The 17,848-nt window shown below is 67.9% G+C and carries 13 protein-coding genes; 7 read left to right on the forward strand and 6 right to left on the reverse strand.

What is annotated here, in order from left to right:
- Window position 1: 1 nt before the first annotated feature.
- Window positions 2–1,318, reverse strand: coding sequence for an MFS transporter (locus tag AAHB16_RS16145; RefSeq protein ID WP_150375414.1), 1,317 nt, complete (start codon window positions 1,316–1,318; stop codon window positions 2–4).
- Window positions 1,319–1,495: 177 nt separating this feature from the next.
- Between AAHB16_RS16145 and acnA the strand changes: the two genes are divergently transcribed.
- The gene (acnA, locus tag AAHB16_RS16150; RefSeq protein ID WP_342051449.1) at window positions 1,496–4,162 is read left to right on the forward strand and encodes an aconitate hydratase AcnA; all 2,667 of its coding nucleotides are present in this window, start codon (window positions 1,496–1,498) and stop codon (window positions 4,160–4,162) included.
- Between the two features lie 7 nt (window positions 4,163–4,169).
- Complete coding sequence (locus AAHB16_RS16155; RefSeq protein ID WP_150375410.1) at window positions 4,170–5,054, forward strand: GntR family transcriptional regulator; 885 nt, start codon at window positions 4,170–4,172, stop codon at window positions 5,052–5,054.
- Here AAHB16_RS16155 and AAHB16_RS16160 read toward each other — a convergent pair.
- Window positions 5,046–5,978: a LysR family transcriptional regulator gene (locus tag AAHB16_RS16160; RefSeq protein ID WP_223851566.1), complete on the reverse strand. Its 933-nt coding sequence runs from the start codon at window positions 5,976–5,978 to the stop codon at window positions 5,046–5,048. The genes AAHB16_RS16155 and AAHB16_RS16160 overlap by 9 nt on opposite strands.
- Before the next feature lie 121 nt (window positions 5,979–6,099).
- Between AAHB16_RS16160 and AAHB16_RS16165 the strand changes: the two genes are divergently transcribed.
- The 4 genes from AAHB16_RS16165 (at window position 6,100) to AAHB16_RS16180 (ending at window position 12,464) form a co-directional block, all read left to right on the forward strand.
- A complete protein-coding gene (locus tag AAHB16_RS16165; RefSeq protein WP_342051450.1) occupies window positions 6,100–7,083 on the forward strand; it encodes a Bug family tripartite tricarboxylate transporter substrate binding protein in 984 nt (327 codons plus the stop codon).
- Window positions 7,084–7,109: 26 nt separating this feature from the next.
- Complete coding sequence (ggt, locus tag AAHB16_RS16170) at window positions 7,110–8,735, forward strand: gamma-glutamyltransferase (RefSeq protein WP_223851565.1); 1,626 nt, start codon at window positions 7,110–7,112, stop codon at window positions 8,733–8,735.
- Between the two features lie 154 nt (window positions 8,736–8,889).
- Window positions 8,890–10,878, forward strand: a complete 1,989-nt coding sequence (locus AAHB16_RS16175) for a preprotein translocase subunit YajC (RefSeq protein ID WP_223851564.1) — start codon at window positions 8,890–8,892, stop codon at window positions 10,876–10,878.
- Window positions 10,875–12,464: a GMC oxidoreductase gene (locus tag AAHB16_RS16180; protein WP_342051451.1), complete on the forward strand. Its 1,590-nt coding sequence runs from the start codon at window positions 10,875–10,877 to the stop codon at window positions 12,462–12,464. Before AAHB16_RS16175 ends, AAHB16_RS16180 begins: the two co-directional genes overlap by 4 nt.
- Window positions 12,465–12,488: 24 nt before the next feature.
- Here AAHB16_RS16180 and AAHB16_RS16185 read toward each other — a convergent pair whose 3' ends face one another.
- Genes AAHB16_RS16185 through AAHB16_RS16200 form a run of 4 tightly spaced genes read right to left on the reverse strand, consistent with a single transcriptional unit; the run spans window position 12,489 to window position 16,705 of the window.
- Window positions 12,489–13,577 carry a VWA domain-containing protein gene (locus AAHB16_RS16185; RefSeq protein WP_342051452.1) on the reverse strand — a complete coding sequence of 363 codons (1,089 nt, stop codon included), beginning with the start codon at window positions 13,575–13,577 and terminating at the stop codon, window positions 12,489–12,491.
- Entirely contained in the window at window positions 13,577–14,635 is a 1,059-nt protein-coding gene (locus AAHB16_RS16190; RefSeq protein WP_150375402.1) for a DUF58 domain-containing protein, read from the reverse strand. Before AAHB16_RS16190 ends, AAHB16_RS16185 begins: the two co-directional genes overlap by 1 nt.
- Window positions 14,613–15,626: an AAA family ATPase gene (locus tag AAHB16_RS16195; protein WP_342051453.1), complete on the reverse strand. Its 1,014-nt coding sequence runs from the start codon at window positions 15,624–15,626 to the stop codon at window positions 14,613–14,615. Before AAHB16_RS16195 ends, AAHB16_RS16190 begins: the two co-directional genes overlap by 23 nt.
- 26 nt (window positions 15,627–15,652) lie before the next feature.
- A complete protein-coding gene (locus AAHB16_RS16200) occupies window positions 15,653–16,705 on the reverse strand; it encodes a trypsin-like peptidase domain-containing protein (RefSeq protein ID WP_150375398.1) in 1,053 nt (350 codons plus the stop codon).
- A 74-nt stretch (window positions 16,706–16,779) separates the two neighbouring features.
- Between AAHB16_RS16200 and AAHB16_RS16205 the strand changes: the two genes are divergently transcribed.
- Window positions 16,780–17,841 carry a VWA domain-containing protein gene (locus AAHB16_RS16205; RefSeq protein ID WP_150375396.1) on the forward strand — a complete coding sequence of 354 codons (1,062 nt, stop codon included), beginning with the start codon at window positions 16,780–16,782 and terminating at the stop codon, window positions 17,839–17,841.
- Window positions 17,842–17,848 lie beyond the last annotated feature (7 nt).

Here is a 17,848-nt window from a genome sequence, read left to right on the forward strand (position 1 = left end):
TTCACTTGCGCAGATAAGCGGGTTCGCGCACGAGGCGCGTGCCGCAGAAGCTGATGGCCGCGGCAATCATCACGTAGATCGCGGGCGCCATGGTGCTGCCGGTGCTGGCGATCAGCCAGGTGATGAAGAACGAGGCAAAGCCGCCGAAGATCGTCACAGCGAGGTTATAGGCGACGGACAGGCCCGTGGACAGCACCTTGGCCGGGAACAGTTCCGAGAATGCCGCCAGGATCGGACCCGTGTACGTGGCGATGAGCACGCCGAACACGATCTGGAATACCAGCAGCGACGCGAGGCCCGGCGTGTGGTTGATGTACACGAACATCGGCCACGCCAGCGCGAAGATCAGCGCGGCGGCACCCGACAGCAGGCCGCGGCGGCCGCGACGGTCGGCGATCATGCCGACGATCGGCGAGAACACCATGATCGCGAGGCCACCGGCCATGCCCGCGACGAAGCCCGTGGATTGCGGCACGTGCAGGACCTTGACGGCATACGTCGGCATGTAGAACAGCAGCACGTACGTGCAGACGGTCCAGAGGATCACCATCGAGAAGCTGGCCGCGGTCTGGCGCGGGTAATCGCGCAGCACTTCCTTCAGCGGCGAATCGGTCTTGTCGGTCGCGGCCTGGAACGTCGGCGTCTCGTCGAGGTGATGACGAATGTAGTAACCGACCGGCCCGATGATCATGCCGATGAGGAACGGCAGGCGCCAGCCCCAGCTGTTCAGCGCTTCGGGACTCAGCGACGCGGTGACGAACGTGCCCACGGCCGCGCCGAGCAGCACGGCCACACCGATGCTCGCCTGGATCCAGCTCGAGTAATAGGCACGCTGGTTCTCCGGCGCGTATTCGGTGAGGAACGCGGTGGCGCCCCCCATCTCGCCGCCGGCGGAGAAGCCCTGCATGAGGCGCGCGATGACGATCAGCATGGGCGCGAACAGCCCGATCTGGTCATAGGTCGGCGCAATGCCGATCAGCGTGGTGCCGGCCGCCATCAGCAGGATGGTCAGCGACAGCGCGGCCTTGCGGCCCACGCGGTCCGCGTAGATGCCGAGCAGGATACCGCCCACGGGCCGCATGAAGAAGCCGACGCCGAACGTGGCCACGGCAAGCAGCAGCGACGTCAGTTCGTTGCCGGTCGGAAAGAACAGCTTGGCGATGATGACCGCGAAGAAGCTGTACACGGTGAAGTCGAACCATTCGAGGCCGTTGCCGATGACGGTGGCAACGATCGCGCGGCGGCGCTGGCTCGCTCCGATATGAGGGGGCGCGCTCGCTGAAGGGGGCGCGCGACGGGCAGGGGCGCTGGCTTGCATGGGGGTTTCTCTCTCCGTTCGTCAGTCTTGACTAGGCTCCAGCCGATGTTAGGTGCCCGTCGAAGACGCGACAAACGCTCGCTGCGCATGCATGCATGACGCCAGCGCATGCGTATCAGGGTCTACCCGTATACGACGTTATTGCATTTGCACGTGAAATTATGCAAAGTGGCAGGTATGAATCTGCCACCCGTCTCGCCTGCACCGCGCGCCGCCCCTACCGCCACCTTCGAGGTGCACGGCCGCACGTACCGCCATATCGACATCGGTGCGCGCCTCGGCCCGGCCTTGCAGCGCCTGCCCGTCGTGCTGCGTCTGCTGGCGGAGAACGTGGCGCGCAACATGGACGGCAACGAGCGCGAGGAGGCCATCGCCGCCATCGCCGGATGGCTGGAGACCGGCACCAGCGAGGCCGAGATCGAGTTCCAGCCCGGGCGCGTGCTCATGCATGACACCACGAGCACGCCGGCGCTCGTGGACATCGCCGCCATGCGCGATGCGCTGGCGGAAGCAGGCGCCGACCCGTCCTCGCTGCGTCCCACGCTGCCCGTCGATGTGTCGGTCGATCATTCGCTCGCCGTCGAGGCGTTTGCACGCGGCGACGCCGCGGCGGAGAACCTGCGCATCGAATGTCGGCGCAATGCCGAGCGCTACGGCTTTCTGCGCTGGGCATCGCGCGCGCTGCATGGCGTGCGGATCCATCCGCCCGGTACGGGCATCATGCATACGATCAACCTCGAGCAACTGGCGACCGTGGTCACCGCCCTCGAGCGCGATGGCGAGACGTGGGCCGTGCCCGATACGCTGATCGGCACCGACAGCCATACGCCGATGATCAATGGCATTGGCGTGCTGGGATGGGGCGTGGGCGGACTCGAGGCGCAGACCGTGATGTTCGGCCTGCCCGTGATGCAGCGGATTCCGGATGTGATCGGCGTACGCCTCACGCATGCGCTGCCACCGGGCACGCTGGCCACGGATCTTGCGCTGACGGTCACGCAGCGGCTGCGGGCCATCGGCGTCTCGGGCGAGTTCGTGGAATTCTTCGGGCCCGGCGTGTCCACGCTGAGCGCCGGCGATCGCGCGGTGGTCGCGAACATGGCGCCCGAGTATGGCGCGACCACGGGCTTTTTTCCCATCGACGCGCGCACGCTCGATTACCTGCGTACCACCGGGCGCGATAGCGGACATATCGCGCTGGTGCAGGCGTATGCGCGGCGTACCGGGCTGTGGTTCGACGCGGACGCGGCTCCCCGGTACACGCGCACGATCGACATCGATCTGTCGACGGTCGGCATGCACGTCGCCGGGCCGCGGCGGCCGCAGGACCTGCTGGCCTTTGGCGACACCGCGCGCGCGCTCGCGGCCTTTCCGCCCGACCGTCCCTCCGGCGATGCAATGCCGCCCCACCCGGTCGCGATCGCGGCCATCACGAGTTGCACCAACACATCCGATCCCGCATTGCTGATGGCGGCGGGGATCGTCGCGCGCAAGGCCCGCGCGCGCGGGCTCACGGTCGCACCATGGATCAAGACATCGCTCGCGCCAGGGTCGCCCGCCGCGTCGCGCTATCTCGAACGCAGCGGACTGCGGGACGATCTGGCGGCGGTGGGATTCGATATCGTCGGCTTCGGCTGCACCACCTGCATCGGCAACGCGGGACCGCTCACGCCCGCGATGCGCGATGCCATCGCGCAAGGGTCGGCACGGCCCGTGGCCATGCTGTCCGGCAACCGCAACTTCCCGGGCCGTATCCATCCCGACCTCGATCTGGCGTTCATCATGTCGCCGCCGCTCGTCATTGCGTTCGCGCTCGCCGGCGATGCGGCGCGCGACCTGCGGCTTGAACCGGTACAGACGGCCGCCGACGGCACGCCGGTATTCCTCGCGGACCTGTGGCCCACGCGCGAAGAGATTGCGGCCGCGCTAGCGGCCGGCGCCAATGCCGCCGACTACGCCACGGCGTTTGCGGAGGCATCGCGCAACCCGGCGTGGGCCGCATTGCCCGCGACCGACGCACCGCGCTACCCGTGGCGGAAGGCTTCCACCACGCTGCGGCGTCCGCCATTCGCCGCTACCGACGCACAGTGGGGCTCGCAGCTCGGCGATTACACGGCCTGGCCGCTGCTCGTGCTCGGCGACGACGTCACCACCGACCATATCTCGCCGGCCAGCGCCATCCCGAAGGATAGCTTCGTCGCGGACTTCCTCGTGAGCCGCGGCGACGATCGCGACGACCTCAACGTCTTCGCATCGCGCCGCGGCAACTGGGAAGTGATGATGCGCGCCGCGTTCTACAACCGCACGCTTGTCAACCTGTTGCAGCCCGATGCGCCCATCGCACATACCGTGCACGTACCCAGCGCAGCGGTGATGCCGATCTTCGAAGCGGCGCAGCGCTACCGGCAGGACGGCGATGCCGTGGTGCTGGTGGCGGGCGCGCGTTACGGCACGGGCTCCTCGCGCGACTGGGCTGCCAAGGGCCAGCGGCTGCTCGGCGTTCGCGCGGTGCTCGCGACGAGCTTCGAGCGTATACACCGCTCCAACCTCATCGGCATGGGTATCCTGCCGCTGCGGATGCCCGATGGCATCGACCCGCACACGCTGGCCATCCGGCCCGGCGACCGCCTGCATGTGCGGGCCGAGGCGGACATGCTCGTGCCGCGCGGTACCATACCGGTCCGCATCGAGCGTGCGGGAGGCGGCGCGGAAACGTTCCATGCCATCGCGGCCGTGGAAACACGCCGCGAGGTCGAACTGCTGCGCCATGGCGGCGTGATCCCGTCGATCCTGCAAAAGACGCTCGCGCAACATGCCTCTTCAGCCTCGTTACCATTGCCATGAGCCAGCCATGAGCCAGGACCGGTCGATCGCCAGCCATGTCGTCAATCAGATCGTTGCGCTGATCCACGCCGAACGTCTGCCTGCGGGCACGCATCTGCCCGCGCAAATGCTCGCGGACCGGCTGCGTATCTCTCGCTCCCCCGTCAACGAGGCATTGGCGCTGCTGCACGAGAAGGGCGTCGTCACGCGCGAAAAGCATCGCGGCTTCTTCGTCGCGCAGCCGGTGGCGTCGCTCGAGGCCACGGCGCCGGACGCCGTCACCGCCGCCTACTTCCAGGTGGCCGAGGATCTGCTGCGCGGCGAATTGCCGATGGAAGTCGCGGAGCAGACCCTGCGCGCGCGCTACGGCCTGACGGCCGCGCAACTGAACGCCGTGCTCACGCGCATCGCGCAGGAAGGCTGGGGCGAACGCAAGCCCGGTTATGGCTGGCAGTTCTCGACGATGCTGACCACGCCGGATTCGCTGCTGCAGTCCTACCGCATGCGGCTCGCCCTTGAACCCGCCGCGCTGCTGGAACCGGGCTACGCGCTGGACCCACGCACGCTCGAACGGCTGCGCGCGGCCGAGCAGCATCTGCTCGATGGCGGCATCGAGACCGACACCGCGGACCAGTTGCACGATCGCGGCGTGCGCTTTCACGAAGCGCTGGTGGAGGCCTCGGGCAACGCGTTCTTCATCGACGCCATCCGGCGCGTCAATCGCGTGCGCCGGCTGCTGTCGTACCGCTCGATGCGAGACCGCGCGCGCTATGCCGCGCATGCGCGGCAGCATCTGCATATCCTCTCGCTGCTGGAACACGGGCGCAACGCGGAAGCATCGGACGCGATGCGCGAGCACCTCGAACATACGCTCTCGGCACTCGCGCGCATTCGGGACGTGCTGTCACCTTAGCGACGCCTCCGCCCGCAGCAGCGCCAGGAAATTCGCGATCGTCTCGTTCTGGCCGCCACGGCGCCAGACCGCGCCCACGGGGCCGAACGAGCCGACGTCGGCGATGGGCAGCGTGGTGACGAGGCCGAGGCCGGTCAGGTGCCGGGCGATGGCGGCCGAGCAGACGCCGATATAGGTGCTGCCGCGCAGGACGGACTCGAGCACGACGACGGAGCCCGTCTCGACGCTGGGTTTGATGCCCGCCCCGCCACGTTCGAGCAACGTGGTGTCGAGCCGCACGCGCATCAGCGTCTCGCGGGGCGGCATCACCCATGCGTACTGGTACAGCTCGCTCCACGATACCGTTGTCGCCTGGGCGAGCGGGTGATCCGGGCTGACGACGATGGCGATGTCGTCGGCAAAGAGCACCTCGTGTTCGAGGTGGGGCCCATACGCGCGCGCATCGATGGAGCCCACGATCAGGTCGTATTCGCGCTCCTCGAGCCTGCCCAGCAATACGTTGAACGTCCCCTCGGTGACCTGGAACGCCACGTCGGCGTGCCGTGCCTGAAAGGCGAGGATCGCCCGCGGGATCAGATGCGCCACACCCGCCGTCACGCTGCCGATATGCAGCCGCGCCACATCGCCCTTGGCCAGCGACACCAGTTCGTCGCTGGTGCGGCTGACCTCGCCGAGCACGCGCAGCGCGAGCTTCCGCACTGCCTCCCCGGCCGCCGTCAGCGTCATGCGCTTGCCGCGTAGCACGAGCCTGGCGCCGACCAGATCTTCCATCTCGCTGAGCCAGTGCGAGACGGCGGACTGCGTCATATGCAGCCGCTCCGCGGCCAGCGTCAGCGTGCCCGCTTCATTGAGTACCAGGAACGATTCGAGGTGGCGCATGCGCAGGCGCCGGGCCCACGCCACGGTGTCGGGCGACTGATCCATGAGTATTTGCTCATACATGGTTCGGAACATTTCACTGGCCGTTCCGTGGCGGCCACGCCAATATTGTCGCGCCTGCGGCCACAGCGCAATCGAAAATCAGACCGACCACGAGGGAAACGACATGAGAAAAATCTCCATTCTGGGGAAACTGCTGGCGACGGTGCTCGCTATGGGTGCATCGGCGGCCGGATGGGCCTGCGGAGAACCCGGTAACACGCGGCCGATCCGGCTCGTGGTGTCGCAGCAGGCCGGTGGCAGCACCGATACGCTCGCGCGCATGTGGGCAGAGAACGTCGGGCGCGACATCGGCACGCCCTTGGTGGTGGAGAACCGCGCGGGCGCGGGCGGCGTCATCGCGGCCAAGTACGTGCTGTCCCAGCCTGCCGATGGCTGCACGCTGTTCCTCGCCGGCGTGTCGCAGATGGTGCTGAACAAGTTTGCCTACGCGCCGCTGAGCTATTCCCCCGAGAAGGACTTCGCGCCCGTGGCCGTGCTGACCACCGTGCCGTTCGTACTCGTCGCCAACCCCCAGACCGGTTACCGCACGCTCGCGGACCTGATCGCCGCCGCCAAGGCGAATCCGGGCGCGATCAACTTCGCCTCCTCTGGCGCGGGCAATTCCACGCACGTCGTCGTGGAGTTGTTCCAGAAGAACCAGAACATCCGGCTGACGCATATCCCGTACAAGGGTGAGCCGGATGGCATCGTGGCCACCGTCGGTGGACAGACGCAGATCATGGCGCCGGTGCTGGGCTCGGCGATGCCGCAGATCCGCGCGGGCAAGCTCGTGCCGCTCGTGCAGTTCGCGCCGAAGCGCACGCCCGACCTGCCCGATGTGCCCACCGCCGCCGAACTGGGCCTCGTCGGATTCGACGACCTCGGCTGGATGGGCGTGGCGGCAAAGGCGGGCACCTCCGCCGAGGTGCTGACGCGCCTGCATGCCGCCACGCAACGCTTTCTCGCGGACAAGACCGCGCTCGACAAGCTCAAGGCCATGCAGGTGGTCGCGATGCCGGGTGCGCGCGAACGTCTGATGCAACTGACCGCGCGCGATACCGCCAAGCTGCAGGACGCCATCGCGAACATCGACTTCAAGGCCAATTGAGGCCAACCGGGAACGGACGACCGATCATGTACGACACTGGAATGGTGGTATGCCCGCAGCCGGAAGCGGCCGAATCGGGCATCGAGATCCTCAAGGCCGGCGGCAATGCCGTCGACGCGGCCGTCGCCTGCGCGCTGGCGCAGACCGTGGTCGATCCCCTGATGTGCGGTATCGCGGGCTTCGGCACCGGCGTGGTGTACAAGCCCGAGGGCGGCGTGCACGAATACTTCGACTTCCATGCGACGGCGCCGGGCAGCGCGCGGGCCGACATGTGGGCGGACATGCTGGAAGGCGAGGCCCGCGACGGCTTCGGCTTCTTCATCAAGGACCGCGTCAACGATATCGGCTACCAGTCCATCGCCACGCCGGGCACGCTGCGCGGGCTGGAGGCGATGCATGCCGCCCACGGCCGCCTGCCGTGGGCGGAAGTGGTCGCCCCGGCGATCGCATGGGCGCGCGACGGCTACTTTGTGCGGCCGGGCATGTATTCGTTCTGGAACGACGATGCCACGCTGGGCCGCGCGAGCAATCGGGAGCGGCTGGCCTATAGTGCATCGGGCCGGGCGCTGTACTGCAAGGAGGATGGTCTGCCGAAGACCATCGGCATGCCTGTGGTCAACAGGGACTTTGCCGGCGTGCTGGAAGAGATTGCGCGTGGCGGTGCCGATACGTTCTATCGCGGCGCCATCGCCGAGGCCATCGATGCCGACATGCGCGCGCACGGCGGCCTGCTCACGCGCAAGGACCTCGAGGACTATCGCGTCATTCGCCAGAAGCCGCTGGTCGGCCGCTATCGCGACCGCGTCGTTACCACGAACCAGCCGCCCGGTGGAGGCGCGATGCTGCTGGAGATGCTCCATGCGCTGGAGCGCTTCGACTTCGGCGCCATCGCGCACAACTCGCCCGAGTACATGCGCATCGTCTGCGAGGTCATGAAGCAGGCGACCGTGGACAAGGACCTGCATATCGGCGATCCGGCGTTCGTGGACGTGCCGCTCGCGGACCTGCTGTCCGATGCGCGCGCGGACCGCACGGCCGCCGCGGTGCGCGCGGGCGAGCGTGTTGCCGTCACGCGCGTGAACCCGGGCCACGTGGTGCCGCGCGATACCACGCATCTGTCGGTGGTCGATCGCGATGGCAACTGCGTGTCGCTGACGCATTCGCTTGCCATGCCCTCCGGCGCGATTACCGACGGGCTGGGCTTCCTCTACAACGGCTGCATGGGCGTCTTCGATCCGCGGCCTGGCCGCGCGGGCAGCATCGCCCCGGGCAAACGGCGGTTCACGTCGTCATGCCCGACCATCGTCTTCCGCGACGGCAAGCCCGAGATCGTGCTCGGCGCGCCCGGCGGCACGCAGATCGCGATGGGCGTGCTGCAGGCGATCATGAACGTGGTGGACTTCGGCATGCCGATGCAGCAGGCCGTCTCGGCACCGCGCTTCTCGTCGACGAGCAATGCGATCGATATCAGCAATCGCATTCCGCGCGCCGTCGCGCGGGAGCTCGAGCAGATCGGCTACGAGGTCATTCGCAACCCGTACAACTACACCATCGCGTGGGTGCATGCGATCCGTATCGCGGGCGCCATGCTCGAGGGCGGCGCCGATCCGGGCCGCGACGGCGTGGCGTATTCGACGGCCGAGTTTGGCTGACGGACGCGCCTGACGCAGGCATCAGCATCTGACGTCCCAGTCCTGTCCGCGCGCGGCCCCGGCCCGCGCGCGGTTTGCAATTTCGCGCGCCATACACTATGAATCACACCATCCACGGTGCAGTTGACGCGATGAGTCGCTGGGGGGCCGTCCGGTGGTTGACGAATCGATCGAGGTTCGCAAGGTCGTAGCACCGGCGGGTGCCGCTGGTGTCGATGAGCGCGCCGGCCGCGTCGAGCTCTACACGCGCGAGCCGATGGTCAACTGGCTTGGCCCGCTGCAGCTCGCACGCACGGCGTTGCGCACGGCCGTGGCAACGACGCTGGGCGCCTTTGCGGACCCTCGCGAGGTGCAGGCCGCGCTCATGCCGCTTGCCAGCAATCCGCCGCTCGAGGTGCCCGCGGGCGGCGCGGGCACGGACGATGGCGTATGGATCGACTATCTGGCCGATACCGGCGACGGCTGGGATTCCACGTACTCGATGGCCCTGTGCGTGAGCCAGCCGGTCACGCTCGACCAGGCGCCACCGCGCACGCTCCCCGCCGGCCGCGTATTGCTGCTCGGTGGCGATCAGGTCTATCCGACGCCCGCGCGCAATGGCTACCGGACACGCTTCCTCGACCCTTTTCGCGCCGCATCGCCCGCGCCCGTCTCCGATGCGGCGACGAGCGATCCCGAGGCACCCATCGCAATCCCGGACGCGCCATGGATGCTGGCCACACCGGGCAATCATGACTGGTACGACGGTCTGCGCGGGTTTGCGCAGCTGTTCTGCAATGGCAAGCCCGTGGGCCGATGGGTCACGAAGCAGCGCACGAGCTACTACGCGCTCAAGGTGCGGCCCGGCTGGTGGGTGTGGGGGCTCGATCTGCAACTGGAGTCGGCCATCGATCGACCGCAGCGCGATTACTTCAACGCGATGCACAAGGCGCTGCTGCCCGGCGATCGCGTCGTGGTGTGCACGCCCGAGCCGAGCTGGGTGGATGAAGCCGAGCGTGTCGAACGCGAAGGACGCAAGGCGCTGCCGTCGATCGAAACGCTGACGCCGCGCTTCCGGAGCCTGCGCGAAATCGAGGTCCTGCTCGGCGAGCATCTCGTGCTCGTGCTGGCCGGCGATTCGCATCACTATGCCCGCTTTGCGCCGCGCGCGGGCTCGGGCGCCCCGCAGCGCATTACGTGCGGCGGCGGTGGCGCATTCGTGCACGGCACGCATGCGCTGCCCGATCCGCCCAAGCCGATTACCGTGGCCGGCATCAAGCAGCATTACACGCTGGCGGCGATCTATCCGGACAAGCCGACCTCCGAGCGGCTGCGCGACCATGCGTGGCGTCTTCCCACGCGCAACCTGTCGTTCTGCGGTGTGCTCGCCGTGCTGTATCTGCTGTGGATCTGGATGGTGCAGAGCGCGAGCAAGGTGCCGAGCCCGATGCGAGGCGGCCGCAGCGTGATGGAGGTGCTGGCCGACCTGCCGCCGTCTCTCGGCAATGCGTGCGAGACCTGGCGGCAACTGTTCTGGGCCGTCGCCCATAGCCCTTCGTCGGTGGTGTACATGCTGGCGATCGTCGGCGGATGCGGCGCGCTGTCGGCGTCGGGCGTCAAGCGGGCGACAGGTTTCGCGTTCTTCGCCGGCGCCGTGCACGGTCTGCTGCATTTCGGGCTTGCCGTGGGCCTGCTCTGGCTGATGGGACGCGTCAACCTGCATCACCTCGGACTCGACGCGGACGACCTGAGGCAGGTCGGCGTCTTCGTCATCGAGACGCTGGTACTCGGCAGCACGCTCGGGGGGCTGCTGTTCGGCGTGTGGATGGTGCTGACCAACCGCGCATGGGGATTGCATGCCGAGGAAGTGTTCTCGTCGCAGCGTATCGAAGACTACAAGTGTTTTCTGCGCATGCACTTCGAGGACGACAGGCTGACCATATACCCGCTCAAGCTCGAGCGCGTCTGCCGGGGATGGACACTGGGCCGCGGCGCAAAGGTCCTGACGCACGTCAAGCGAACATGGCGGCTGCGCGTGCAGCCCGGCGATCACGGGCCGCGCTTCGCCCCCGCGCATGGCGAGCCCGTGCCGGCCAGGAGCCTGCATCTGATCGAGCCGCCGATCGAGATTCCCCGCACGCCATCCAACCGGGCGCCATCATGAATGCATGCGACTACGACGCAATCGTCATCGGCAGCGGGTTCGGCGGCGCGGTATCGGCCTGCCGGCTCGCACAGGCCGGACGCAAGGTGCTGGTGCTGGAGCGAGGACGCGAGTGGTCGCCCGGTACCTACCCACGCGGCCTGGATGCGCCGTGGCTGTGGGACCAGTCGCTGCCGCATCGCTTCAATGGATGGGCGGACCTGCGCACGTTCCGCGACGTATGGGTCATCGCGGGCGCGGGCGTCGGCGGCGGCTCGCTGATCTACGCAAACGTGTCGGTCGAGGCGAAGCCCGAAGTCTTCCTGCAGGGATGGCCGCCCGAGATCACGTACGAGGCGCTGGGGCCCTACTACGAGGAGGTGGGTCGCATGCTCGACGTGCAGACCGTTCCCGTGGGGCAGGAAAGCGCGCGCGAGCTGTTGATGCGCGAGGCGGCGGAGCGCTGCGGCTGGGGCGATCGCTTCCGCAAGCTGCCGGTCGCGGTGAGCTTCTCGCCGACGTGGTCGCCGAATCTTCCCGATGCGCGCGACGATCGCCATTCGGTGCCGTTCGTCAACGCGCATGGCAAGACGCAGGGTACGTGCGTGCATTGCGGCAACTGCGATATCGGCTGCCAGGTCGGCGCGAAGAACACGCTCGACCTCAACTATCTTGCCGTCGCCAGAACGTATGGCGCGGAAATCTGGCCGCTGCACCTCGTACACAGGCTCGAACCGCTTGCGCGCGGGTGGCGTGTGCAGTTCGAGCAGCTGGATGTGGAGACGCATGCGCGGATACCCGGCAGCGTCACGGGCTCGAACGTGCTGATCGCCGCGGGCTCCATCGGCAGCACCGAGCTGTTGCTGCGCTGCCGTGACGAGCATCGCACGCTGCCGGGATTGTCGCCGAGGCTGGGCCATGGCTGGGCGCACAACGGGGATTTCGTTACGCCGGCGTTCTACCCCAATCGGCGGGTCTCTCCCTCGCACGGGATCACCATCTCCTGCGTGATCGATCTGCTCGATCGCGCGGGGCCCGGGGAACAGTCGCTGTTCGTCGAGGACGGCGGCGTGCCCGATGTCGCGGGAAACGTCATACGCGACCGTCTGCGCAGGCATCCGCGCGGCAAGCTGCGCCGGTTCTGGCGCGAGCTGGGCGAGATGATTTCCGATGGCGATCCGCTCGAGACGATGATGCCGTGGTTCGGCCAGGCGCTGGAGCCCGGCGACGGACAGCTGCTATTGCGTCGCAAATGGTATGCGCCGTGGCGGCGCGGGCTGAACCTGTCGTGGTCGTATCGCGGTTCGGAGCCGGTCATCGAGGGCATGATCGCCGCGCACCGGATGCTGTCGGAGGCAACCGGCGGCAAGCCGCTGGTGCCGCCGACATGGACCGTGCTGCGCAACCTCGTGACGCCGCATCCGCTGGGCGGCTGCAATATGGGGATGTCGCCCGCGGAGGGCGTCGTCGATGCGCGCGGACGCGTGTTCGGCTATGACGGGCTATACGTGATGGATGGCGCGATCGTGCCGCGCGCGCTCGGCCTCAATCCTTCGCGCACGATTGCCGCGCTCGCCGAGCGCAACGTGGCGCTGATGCTGCATTGACGTCAGGCCGACTACAAAGGTGTACTACAGCACGCGCCCGAACCACCATAGCGACAGCATGCCCGCGATGGTCGCGAGCAGGGCGCCGAATGCCGCGAAGAACGCGGTGACTTCGGTCTGGTCGCGCTTGCCCAGCGACAGCTTCGCGTGCAGCGCCTCGTACACCTTGGTCAGCTTGCTCGCATCCTCCAGCCGGAAGTACTGTCCATCGGTGGCATCGGCCACCTGCTTCAGCGCCTGCTCGTCGAGCTTGACGCGCGAGGAGAGGCCATCGACCTTCAGCACCACGCCGTCGGTGGTGCCGACGCCCACGGTGTAGATGCGCACGCCATTCTCGGCCGCGAGTTGCGCGGCCTGCAGCGCGGCGGGTCCCGCATTGCTCTCGCCGTCGGAGAACAGCACGATGGCGCCCGCCGCATAGGAGCCGGGCTGCGCGGTTTCGGAAGGCGGCGCGCCATTGTTGTCCGCCGCGTTGTTGCCCGATCGCGGCTTGCGAACCGGAATCGCGTCATCGTCGTCGCTGAGCATGCGCGCTGCGTCGTTGTTCAGTTGCGGCAGCAATGCCGTGAGTGCGATAAGCAGCCCATTGCCGAGCGCGGTGCCGCCCTGCGGCTGCAGCTTGTCGATGGCCGTCGTGACTTCGTCCTTCCTGCGGCTGGGCGCCTGCGCGAGCGCGGCGGTGCCCGCCATGGCGACCACACCCGTGCTCACGCGCGCGGGCTGCGCATCCACGAGAACCTTGGCCGCCTGCTGCGCGGCGCGGATGCGGCTTGGCTTGATGTCCTGCGCGCGCATGCTGCCCGACAGGTCGATGACGAGGATGACGGTTTCGATGCGCGAGGGCAGCGTCATGATGGCCTGCGGCCGCGCGATGGCCACGACGAGCGAGGTCAGCGCGAGCAGCGCCAGCACGGGCGGCACATGGCGCCGCCATCCCGCGCCGGACCTGGCCACGACACCGATCGTCTTCAGCGCGGGATAGGCAATGGCCGTCCGTCGCCGGCGCCGGTCGAGCCACACGTAGCCGGCCGCGAGCAGGACCACGAGCGCAAGCAGCCATAGCAGGCTGGGCCACAGGAAGCTGAGTACCGGAAGGCGGTCCATCGCATCCATTACACGGCTCCCTTGACCAGCGACTCGGCGGCGGCGCGGCTCGCGCTCTGCCGGTGCTGCTGCTGGCGCGCGAAATGCAGCAGTGCGAGGTCGAGCCGCGCGTACGTGGAGAGCGTCAGGCAGGCGACGCCCGCGCGGGCAAATCCCTGTCGCAGTTCCGCTTCGCGCGCTTCGGCCGCCTCCGCAAAGCGCTTGCGAAAGGCCGGGTCGTGCGTGTCGACGAACATCTGCTCGCCGGTCTCGGCGTCCTGCAACACCACGAGGCCGAGATCGGGCATTGCCGTCTCGAGCGGATCGACGAGCCGCACGGCCACCACCTCGTGGCGGCGCGCAAGCGTGCCGAGGGCCGCCTGCCAGCCGGGCGTGCTGATGAAATCGGACACGACGAACATCACCGAGCGCCGGGTGGCGACACCGCGCGCGCGATCGAGCAGATCGCGCAGTTGCGTGTCGCCTGGCGACGCGGCCGGGGTCGCGTGCATGCGGTCGATCATATGGAGCAGATGACGGCGCCCCGCGCGGGCGGGGATCACCGATGCGGCGGCCGGATTGCGCCCGTCCTTAGTCCCGCCTTTCGCGCCCGACCCGCCATAGAGCACCGCACCGACGCGGTTGCCGTAGCGCGTCAGCAGCAGTCCCATCACGGTCGTGAAATCGCTGAGCAGGTCGCGCTTGCTGACCTCGCCCGAACCGAAGCCGACGGACCCACTCAGATCGAGCAGAAACCAGACGGACACCTCTCGGTCTTCCTGGAACTCGCGCACGTGCGGCACCTGCAGGCGCGCGGTCACGTTCCAGTCGATATGGCGCACGTCGTCGCCGGGCTGGTACTCGCGCAGATCGGCGAGGTCGAGGCCGAAGCCGCGGAACAGCGTCCGGTAGTCGCCCTGCAGCAGTCCGTCGAGCCGCCGCACGACGGTCCATTCGAGCCGCCGCACGAGCGCATCGGTATGGCCCGAACCGAGTCCGGCGCGCTCGGTCGCCTGCGGTACCGGCGGATCGATCGGGGGCGCGGTGTCGGCACCGCGCTGGCGCTTACCGCGCAGCCGCCCGAACATGGGATTCCAGCGGACGTTCGGGGACGGGCAGCACCTGCAGGATGCGCGCGATCAGCTGGTCCGCGGTCACGCCGTCGGACATGGCTTCGTACGACAGCGCAAGGCGGTGCCGCAGCACGTCGGGCACGAGGTCGATCACATCCTCGGGCAATGCGTAGTGCCGCGCGCGCAGGTAGGCCAGCGCGCGCGCACCTTCGATAAGGCCGATGGTCGCGCGCGGGCTCGCGCCGAAGGTCACGTAGCGGTCCATGTCCTCCAGCCCGTAGGCGCTGGGCTTGCGCGTGGCCGCGACCACGCGCACCGCGTACTGGATCAGTCCCGGGTCCACGTAGACGCGGCGGCACTCTTCCTGCAGATCGGCAAGCACCTCGGGCGTGGCGATCGCGCCGACGTTGATGCGCGGCCCCGTCACGCGATTGACGATGACCACCTCCTCTTCCTCGCTCGGGTAGCCGACCAGCACCTTCATCATGAAGCGGTCCACCTGCGCTTCGGGCAGCGGATACGTGCCTTCCGTCTCGATCGGGTTCTGCGTGGCCATCACGAGGAACGGCGAGGGCACGCGATGCGTCTCCCCGGCGATGGTGACCTGCTTCTCCTGCATGACCTCGAGCAGCGCGCTCTGGACCTTGGCCGGCGCGCGGTTGATTTCATCGGCCAGCAGCAGGTTGGCGAACACCGGGCCGCGCACGGTCGAGAACTCGCCCGTGCCCTGGTTGTACATGCGCGTGCCGATCAGATCGGCCGGCAGCAGGTCCGGCGTGAACTGGATGCGCTTGAACGTGCCGCTCATCGTGCGCGCGAGCGTATTCACTGTGAGCGTCTTCGCGAGCCCCGGCACCCCTTCCACGAGCAGGTGGCCGCCCGCGAGCATGGCCACGAGCACGCGCTCCAGAAAGTGGTCCTGACCGACCACGACGCGTTTCACCTCGAACAGCAGGCGCTCCATCATGTTGGCGCTGTCCGCAGCACCACGGGCTTGATCGTTCATAGGCCTCCGCGTCTTGGGAAAGGAGATCAGAAAGGAGAAGATCCAAGGGAACCGCCCGCACTCTCGATCGTGATGGCAAAACCGATGCCGATAAAGGTGCCGCTCTGACTGGGGTTGAGGATGGCGGTGACGATACCGACGACCTCGCCGTTCATGTTGACCAGCGGGCCGCCGGAATTGCCGGGATTCGCCGCCGCGTCGAACTGAATGAGCTTGTCGAGCTTGACCTTGCTGTCCGGCGAGATGAACTCGCGATCGAGCCCCGACACCACGCCGGCCGAGACGGAAGGGCCGATGCCGAACGGAAAGCCGACCGCGACCACTTCCGAGCCCGGCGCGAGATCGCGGCTGGAGCCGAGCGTGGCGGCGGGCAGGTCGTCGGGAATCGACATCGGCTTGACGATGGCGAGGTCTTTTTCGGGAATCGCCTGCACGACTGTGGCCTCGGCCACATAACCGTCGTGAAAGCGCACCTCCAGGCGCCTTGCGCCCGCCACGACGTGATAGTTGGTGATGACGGTGCCGCTCTCGGTCACGACCACGCCCGACCCGATGTGGCTCGGCTCGTCGTCGCCGGCGGGCGCGCCCTTGGGGCCCGTCGCATCCTTGCGGCGGTCCGTGGATTTGTCCTTGCCGCCGGTGGGATCCTTCGTCGCATCCCTTGCGGGATCCTTCGCGAGTTCATCGGGACGCGAGAGTCCGGCCGGGGGCGGCTTCGCGGACTTGCCCGCGCGATCCTGCGCCGGATCCTTCTTCTCGGCCTTGCGTTTTTTCGGATCGTCCTTGGGCGCGTTCTTGGGGGAACCGTTGGGCGCATTGGGCGCGGAAGCCGCAGCCAGCGTTTTCTCGGAGGGGGAATAGCCGCGAATCTCGACCACCGACTCGCGCACCGCCTCGGCCGCGCGGGCCGTGCGCGACGGCAGACTCTTCGTCGTCAGCGTGTGCAGGACGGCCGCGTCGATGTCCGCCTGCGTGAGCACGCGCGGCTTGGGCTGCACGAGCCAGACGGTCCCCACACCGGCTGCAAACACCAGTGCGATCGCCACCGAGATCCATCCGTAGATCGTCACCCGCTTCATTGCAGCCTCCGACGTCCCGTACCGCTTTCAAAAATACAGTAACATCCTCTTGTCCACGCGCCAAGGAGCAGGGCATGCAGTTTATCTGGCCGCAAATGCTCTGGTTGCTGCTCGCGCTCCCGTTGCTGGCAGCCGCCTACGTCTATCTGCTCGCGCGGCGGAAAAAGATCGCGCTCCTTTATGCCAGTCTAGCGCTACCGCGCGCTGCATTAGGTCCCCGCCAACGTCTGCGGCGGCACATACCACCCTTGCTTTTTCTGTTTGCACTGACCGCCGCGATTCTTGCGTGCGCGCGGCCCAGCGCAACCGTGACATTGCCCGCTGACGTGCTCACGCTGGTATTGGCCGTCGATACCTCGCGCAGCATGGAGGCGACCGATGTCGCGCCTTCGCGTATCGTCGCCGCGCAGCAGGCCGCGCGCGATCTCATCGTCGGATTGCCCGCCAGCGTGCGGCTGGGCATCGTGACCTTTGCCACGACGGCCACCGTCGTGCAGCCGCCGACGAACAACCGCCAGGACATGCTCGATGCGCTGGACCGGTTCCAGCTACAGCGTGGGACCGCGACCGGCAGCGGTTTGATCCAGGCGTTGGCCGTGCTGTTTCCGGACGATGGAATCGACCTCGAAAACATCCTGTTCAACGGCGCATGGGAGCGCGGCAGCCGCCCCGGCTCGCTCGACGAAGCCGCGGCCGCCGATGCGGCACGCAAGCGCCAGCAGCAGCGGCCGCCGGCGGAACCGGGTTCGTACCGTCACGGCGCGGTCATCCTGCTCAGCGACGGGCGGCGCACGACGGGCCCCGATCCGATCGAGGCCGCGCGCATGGCCGCGCAGCGCGGCGTCCGCGTCTACACCGTGGGCTTCGGTTCGCCGCAGGGTGTGACGGGCGGCGACAACAGCCTGTCCTACTTCATGCAGCTGGACGAACCCGCGCTGCGCGCGGTGGCGACGATGACGGGCGGCGAATATTTCCAGGCGGGCTCGGCGTCCGATCTCAGCAAGGTGTACCGGCAGCTCACGGCGCGCTTCGCGCTCGAGCGCAAGGAGACCGAGGTCAGCGCGCTGTTCGCGGCGGCATCGGTGTTGCTGCTGGTGATCGCCGGTACGCTATCGATACTCTGGTTCCGCCGCTGACCGCTAC

Source organism: Cupriavidus sp. OTU4054, assembly GCF_038440175.1.
Taxonomy (GTDB): domain Bacteria; phylum Pseudomonadota; class Gammaproteobacteria; order Burkholderiales; family Burkholderiaceae; genus Cupriavidus; species Cupriavidus pauculus_D.

Excerpts from the sequence above, each read along its gene's own strand:
- AAHB16_RS16145 (WP_150375414.1), bottom strand. The coding sequence starts at position 1,318 with ATGCAAGCCAGCGCCCCTGCCCGTCGCGCGCCCCCTTCAGCGAGCGCG.
- acnA (WP_342051449.1), top strand. The coding sequence starts at position 1,496 with ATGAATCTGCCACCCGTCTCGCCTGCACCGCGCGCCGCCCCTACCGCC.
- AAHB16_RS16155 (WP_150375410.1), top strand. The coding sequence starts at position 4,170 with ATGAGCCAGGACCGGTCGATCGCCAGCCATGTCGTCAATCAGATCGTT.
- AAHB16_RS16160 (WP_223851566.1), bottom strand. The coding sequence starts at position 5,978 with ATGGATCAGTCGCCCGACACCGTGGCGTGGGCCCGGCGCCTGCGCATG.
- AAHB16_RS16165 (WP_342051450.1), top strand. The coding sequence starts at position 6,100 with ATGAGAAAAATCTCCATTCTGGGGAAACTGCTGGCGACGGTGCTCGCT.
- ggt (WP_223851565.1), top strand. The coding sequence starts at position 7,110 with ATGTACGACACTGGAATGGTGGTATGCCCGCAGCCGGAAGCGGCCGAA.
- AAHB16_RS16180 (WP_342051451.1), top strand. The coding sequence starts at position 10,875 with ATGAATGCATGCGACTACGACGCAATCGTCATCGGCAGCGGGTTCGGC.
- AAHB16_RS16185 (WP_342051452.1), bottom strand. The coding sequence starts at position 13,577 with ATGGATGCGATGGACCGCCTTCCGGTACTCAGCTTCCTGTGGCCCAGC.
- AAHB16_RS16190 (WP_150375402.1), bottom strand. The coding sequence starts at position 14,635 with ATGTTCGGGCGGCTGCGCGGTAAGCGCCAGCGCGGTGCCGACACCGCG.
- AAHB16_RS16195 (WP_342051453.1), bottom strand. The coding sequence starts at position 15,626 with ATGAACGATCAAGCCCGTGGTGCTGCGGACAGCGCCAACATGATGGAG.
- AAHB16_RS16200 (WP_150375398.1), bottom strand. The coding sequence starts at position 16,705 with ATGAAGCGGGTGACGATCTACGGATGGATCTCGGTGGCGATCGCACTG.
- AAHB16_RS16205 (WP_150375396.1), top strand. The coding sequence starts at position 16,780 with ATGCAGTTTATCTGGCCGCAAATGCTCTGGTTGCTGCTCGCGCTCCCG.